The sequence below is a fragment of the Xanthomonas campestris pv. badrii genome (assembly GCF_012848175.1).
Classification (GTDB): Bacteria; Pseudomonadota; Gammaproteobacteria; order Xanthomonadales; family Xanthomonadaceae; genus Xanthomonas; species Xanthomonas campestris_C.
On sequence record NZ_CP051651.1, the window covers coordinates 4,336,200 to 4,342,500 of the forward strand.

Sequence of the window (6,301 nt, forward strand, 5' to 3'; positions counted from 1 at the left end):
GTCGGCACGCACACTCAGTAAAGCTTGCGCTCACTGGCCGGTGGCGGTGTCCACTGATAGAGCCAGGTTTCGGTCAACGGCTTGCCGTTGGCGCGCAGGTACAGGCGGATGTCGATCTGCTGGGTGCCCTCGTCCGGCGGCACCAGGTCGAACATCGCCCGGTAGCCCTTGAGCTCGTGCAACGGGCGCGCCGACACGATTTCGGTGGTGCCGCGCGACACCTGGATCACCGCTTCGACCTTGGTCTTTGCCTCCTTCACCAGGGCCGGCAGCTCGCCGCCGGCAAAATCCACTGCAAACCGCCATGAGAAGTGGCTGCGCTTCTGCCCGACGATGCCGCCCAGCCCGGTACGGGTGGCCACGCAATGGGCCAGCGGCGAACGGGCCGGTGGCTGCGCGCCCCAGTACAGCCGGTAGCCCATCAACAGTTCCTGCCCCGGCTGCGGTTTGGCCCGCGGATTCCAGAACGCCACGATATTGTCGAAGGTTTCGTCCACGGTGGGGATCTCGACCAGTTGGACCGAGCCCTTGCCCCAACCGCTCTTGGGCTCCACCCACAGGCACGGGCGCTTGTCGTAGAACACGCCATCGTCCTGGTAATGGTCGAAATTGCGGTCGCGCTGCAGCAGCCCGAAGCCGCGCGGGTTCTCATCCACAAACATGTTGAAGCGCAGCTGCGGCGGATTGCACAGCGGCCGCCAGATCCATTCGCCGCCGCCGGTCCACATCGCCAGGCCATCGGTGTCGTGGATCTCCGGCCGCCAGTCCCAGTCCATGCGGCTGTCGTTTTCGCCGACCTGGTACATGCTGGTGCACGGACCGATGCCCAGCCGCTCGATGGCCTTGCGCGGGTATAGCGCGCTGTCGATATCCATCACCAGCACCTCGCCATTGGTGATGGCAAAGCGGTAGGCGCCGGCAATGCTGGGCGAATCCAGCAACCCGTACACCACCACGGTGTCCGAATCGTCGGCCGGCTGTTCCAGGTAATAGGCGATGAAGTCCGGAAACTCTTCCGGCCCACCGGTGCCGGTATCGATCGCCAGCCCGCGTGCCGACTGTCCGTACTGGCCTTCCTTGCCCACCGCGCGGAAATAGCTCGCACCCAGAAACGCCGCAAAGTCGCGGTCGGTGTCCTTGCGCGTGTTGAGCCGGAATCCGGCAAAACCCAGGTCCTTGGGCAACTGCTTGCCACCCAGCCCACTGCTGCCGTAATCGAACGCAGCCGGGTCATAGGCCAGTTGCTGCGCCTTGCCATCGACGATGTCGTAGATGTGTACCGGTGTATGGAAATACAGGCCCAGGTGGAAGAACTTCGCCTGGAACTTGCCGTTGCCGTCTGCCCACAATGCATGGTCCTGGCGGTAGCGGATCGATTGGTACTGATCCCAGTTCAATGCCTCCAGCGGGCCGGGCAGCACCTGCTTGTGGCTCTTGTACGGCGCGGCAGCCAACGCGCGCGCCTGCCCCTTGAGCCAGGCATAGTCGAACGGTTGCGGCTGACCGAGCCGGCGCAGTCCCACGGCCCTGGCCGCCAATGCCCACTGCGGCACCGCCGGTAAACCGAGCGCGGCCAGGGCGGCAGCGGCATTCTTCAGGAAGTGGCGTCGTTGCATGCGCGTCGGTCTGAGCTAAGGAATGGCGACATCATAGCTACAGCCCGGCGTGGACGCGCATGCGGGATTCTAAGGTCTCCGGGGTGCAGCCGCGCAGGCCTGGTCCAGCCCCAGCTCCTCGGCCTTGCTGCACAGGAACTGCCGCTGCGCCTGCTCTTCGTCCGGCCCGGTGTAGCGCAGCAAGGTCCATTGTTCCTGCGCCTGCATCTGCGCCCCTGGTGCGAGCTGCCGGTACGGCGCGTGCACCTCCATTTCCAGCAGCCCCTGCTCGGGATGCCGAGGTGGCGCATCCAGATACAACTCCACCTGACCCTGCTCGGGATGGATCGCCGCCAACGGCTGATGCGCAAAGCCAATGACCAGAACCTGCTTCCCGGCAAACCCGGCCATCCAGCCTGCAGATGGCTGCAGCAACAGCTTGCCACGCTGGATCAGGCTGTCATCCCGTACGTCGGCGCGCAGTGCAAGGACACCTGCGTGGTGCGAGAACATCGGCGCTATCGTCCCCGCCTCGCTGGGTGGCTGCACCCGCACATCGGCCCTGTTCGCCACCGGCACAAAGACCCGCGTACTCGCTGCCACCCGCGTGTTGAACCACAGGTCCCAGGCGATCGCCTCCTTGCGGATATTGCGCGCCGTGGCCCGCAGTTGCACGGTGTCGGCGCGTGTCCTGGAGATCTCGACGTGCTTGCTCAGTTGCATGCCCGTCACCGGGCTGGGCACGCCCTGCAGGCTCGCCTGGCCTGGTCCCCGCGTCACTACGCGGGTACTCGCCAACGACAGATACGGGTCCGGCGGCCACACCGCAGCGGCGGCCTTGCGCTGCGGATTGACCTGCTGATGCAACCACCACTGGATCTGCGGCCCCACCCAGACATCGTGGCCCAGGTACGGCACATCGCCAGCACTGGCAGACACCGCTGGTGTGGGTTGCCGCTCCACCGCGGCCCCCACTTTCAACACATTGGGTTGGCCACGCAGGTTGAAGGACAGCACGCGCCCGCCGAATGCCGGCGTCAGGCTCAGTTCCAGCACCTCGTTGCTCAGGCAGATGCGCTCTACTGCTGCTGTCTTTTCATGAACCGGTGGATCGGCCTGCGCCATGCTCCAGGGCAGCAGCGTCAACGCCAAGGCAATCCACAGCAACTCGAAGCGGTGCGGCGTTGTGGGCATGTGGCACTTCCGGGCGTGAGGCCTGTGATTGTCGCGCCGTCCCTGCCAGGACACTAGCCGCGCACGCTGGAAAAGTCGGCAGCGACCAATGCAATCGATGCTTTCGCGGTTTTATCAGTAGTTGCGGCATGCCTGCCCCAGATGCTTGATCGGATGGCATGCAGACGTGGGAAGTGGTGCTACTGCGTTAGCTCGCATGTAGGTACGCAATGATCCCGCTGCCGAGGTGGCTTCACCCATCATGCATGACCGCCTATCGCTGGCAGCTACCGCACCACACCGTTGCACGTTGCCCGATGGTGGCGTGCTTCAGCAGTCGCCCGCACTGTTTGCAGGGCTCGCCCTCACGGCCGTAGACATTCAATTCCTGCTCGAAATAACCGGGTGCACCATCCGGGCTGATAAAGTCCCGCAGCGTCGTGCCTCCGCGCTGGATGGCATAGCCGAGTATCTCTTTGACTGCAGCGGCCAGCCCACGATACCGGTCCAGCGAAACTTTTCCGGCTTCGCGCAACGGGCTGATTCCCGCGCGATACAGGCTTTCAGCCGCGTAGATGTTGCCCACACCGACCACCACGGACTGATCCATCAGAAAGGTCTTGACGGCTGCACGACGTCCGCGCGACAGCGCGTGCAGATACTCTCCAGTCAATGCATCTGATAGTGGCTCCGGACCCAGGGTCGCCAGCAACTCATGCACTTGCGTATCCGGCTGCCATAGCAAGCATCCGAACCGGCGCGGGTCGTTGAAGCGCAGGACATGTCCATTCTGCAGGCTGATATCTACATGATCGTGCGCACGCGGCAGGGTATCGCCCGGCAAGACGCGCAGGCTTCCCGACATCCCCAGGTGCAGCAATGCACTGCCACCGGCATCGGTATCCATCAATAGATACTTCGCGCGCCGACGCACCTGGGTAATGGTTGCCCCAGGTAGCAAGCGCTCGATCTGCTCGGCAATGGGCCAGCGCAAATCCGGACGCCGCAGGATCACGCCATGAATGCGTTGCCCGATCAGATGCGGCGCCAGGCCACGCACAGTAGTTTCGACTTCGGGCAACTCCGGCATCCGGGCATCCAGCAGCACCGGCCATGCACCGGCACGCTCCGAGATGGAGGTCAGCCGGGCAAAAACAATGCGGTTAGAGGCGCACTGCTCAGTGGGCAGGCAGTGGCCGGGGTTGCCGGATCGGCTTTCGGCGCAAAAAACAAACCCCCAGTCCGCTTGGACTGAGGGTTTGGGGTAAAGCCCCTGGCGATGACCTACTCTCGCATGGCTTGAGCCACACTACCATCGGCGCAGCTGCGTTTCACTTCCGAGTTCGGGATGGGATCGGGTGGTTCCACAGCGCTAATTTCACCAGGGAGACGGTTGGAGCAGCGCTTTGGAGCGCTCGTCTCGCAGAGGTAACTTGTGACGTAGCTTGCGTTTGGTGATCTACCAACGTTCGTTGGGACCAAGGCAACTTGAGGTTATATGGTCAAGCCGCACGGATCATTAGTATCAGTTAGCTCAATACATTGCTGTACTTACACACCTGACCTATCAACCACGTAGTCTACATGGTTCCTTTAGGGGGCTTGTGCCCCGGGAAGTCTCATCTTGAGGCGCGCTTCCCGCTTAGATGCTTTCAGCGGTTATCGCTTCCGAACATAGCTACCCGGCAATGCCACTGGCGTGACAACCGGAACACCAGAGGTTCGTCCACTCCGGTCCTCTCGTACTAGGAGCAGCCCCTCTCAAACTTCCAACGCCCATGGCAGATAGGGACCGAACTGTCTCACGACGTTCTGAACCCAGCTCGCGTACCACTTTAAATGGCGAACAGCCATACCCTTGGGACCGACTACAGCCCCAGGATGTGATGAGCCGACATCGAGGTGCCAAACACCGCCGTCGATATGAACTCTTGGGCGGTATCAGCCTGTTATCCCCGGAGTACCTTTTATCCGTTGAGCGATGGCCCTTCCATACAGAACCACCGGATCACTAAGACCTACTTTCGTACCTGCTTGATCCGTCGATCTTGCAGTCAAGCACGCTTATGCCTTTGCACACAGTGCGCGATGTCCGACCGCGCTGAGCGTACCTTCGTGCTCCTCCGTTACTCTTTAGGAGGAGACCGCCCCAGTCAAACTACCCACCATACACGGTCCCTGATCCGGATAACGGACCTAGGTTAGAACGTCAAGCACGACAGGGTGGTATTTCAAGGATGGCTCCACTGCAGCTAGCGCCACAGTTTCATAGCCTCCCACCTATCCTACACAGACGAACTCAACGTTCAGTGTAAAGCTATAGTAAAGGTTCACGGGGTCTTTCCGTCTTGCCACGGGAACGCTGCATCTTCACAGCGATTTCAATTTCACTGAGTCTCGGGTGGAGACAGCGCCGCTGTCGTTACGCCATTCGTGCAGGTCGGAACTTACCCGACAAGGAATTTCGCTACCTTAGGACCGTTATAGTTACGGCCGCCGTTTACTGGGGCTTCGATCAAGAGCTTCGCCTTGCGGCTGACCCCATCAATTAACCTTCCAGCACCGGGCAGGCGTCACACCCTATACGTCCACTTTCGTGTTTGCAGAGTGCTGTGTTTTTGATAAACAGTCGCAGCGGCCTGGTTTCTGCGACCCTCTTCAGCTATAGCTCGCACGAGCCACCAAAAAGGGTGCACCTTCTCCCGAAGTTACGGTGCCATGTTGCCTAGTTCCTTCACCCGAGTTCTCTCAAGCGCCTGAGAATTCTCATCCTACCCACCTGTGTCGGTTTACGGTACGGTCTTCGTGAGCTGAAGCTTAGGAGCTTTTCCTGGAAGCGTGGTATCAGTGACTTCGCCAAAAAGGCTCGTCTCGGTGCTCGGTCTTAAAGGATCCCGGATTTGCCAAAGATCCAAACCTACCGCCTTTCCCCGGGACAACCAACGCCCGGTACACCTAACCTTCTCCGTCCCTCCATCGCACTCACGCGAGGTGCAGGAATATTAACCTGCTTCCCATCGACTACGGCTTTCGCCCTCGCCTTAGGGACCGACTAACCCTGCGTCGATTAACGTTGCGCAAGGAAACCTTGGGCTTTCGGCGTGCGGGCTTTTCACCCGCATTATCGTTACTCATGTCAGCATTCGCACTTCCGATACCTCCAGCAGACTTCTCAATCCACCTTCGCAGGCTTACGGAACGCTCCTCTACCGCGCATAAAACACGTTTTATGCACCCCAAGCTTCGGTTCACTGCTTAGCCCCGTTAAATCTTCCGCGCAGACCGACTCGACCAGTGAGCTATTACGCTTTCTTTAAAGGGTGGCTGCTTCTAAGCCAACCTCCTGGCTGTCTATGCCTTTCCACATCGTTTTCCACTTAGCAGTGAATTTGGGACCTTAGCTGTGGGTCTGGGTTGTTTCCCTTTTCACGACGGACGTTAGCACCCGCCGTGTGTCTCCCATACAGTCCGTCTCGGTATTCGGAGTTTGCAATGGTTTGGTAAGTCGCGATGACCCCCTAGCCATAACAGTG

3 protein-coding genes and 2 rRNA genes (1 of these 5 running past the window's edge) are annotated in these 6,301 nt (G+C 60.5%); all 5 read right to left on the reverse strand.

Going from position 1 to position 6,301, the window contains the following annotated elements:
* Positions 1–14: 14 nt before the first annotated feature.
* Entirely contained in the window at positions 15–1,616 is a 1,602-nt protein-coding gene (locus tag HG421_RS18415) for a glucan biosynthesis protein (protein ID WP_169707616.1), read from the reverse strand.
* A 69-nt stretch (positions 1,617–1,685) separates the two neighbouring features.
* A complete protein-coding gene (locus tag HG421_RS18420; RefSeq protein ID WP_169707617.1) occupies positions 1,686–2,789 on the reverse strand; it encodes a DUF4380 domain-containing protein in 1,104 nt (367 codons plus the stop codon).
* Positions 2,790–3,042: 253 nt separating this feature from the next.
* Positions 3,043–3,858 (reverse strand): bifunctional DNA-formamidopyrimidine glycosylase/DNA-(apurinic or apyrimidinic site) lyase, encoded by an 816-nt coding sequence (gene mutM / locus HG421_RS18425; protein ID WP_169707618.1) that lies wholly within the window; start codon positions 3,856–3,858, stop codon positions 3,043–3,045.
* A 181-nt stretch (positions 3,859–4,039) separates the two neighbouring features.
* Positions 4,040–4,154: ribosomal RNA gene (gene rrf, locus HG421_RS18430) — 5S ribosomal RNA — on the reverse strand.
* A gap of 112 nt (positions 4,155–4,266) precedes the next feature.
* A 23S ribosomal RNA gene (locus tag HG421_RS18435) occupies positions 4,267–6,301 on the reverse strand; it runs 846 nt beyond the window's last position.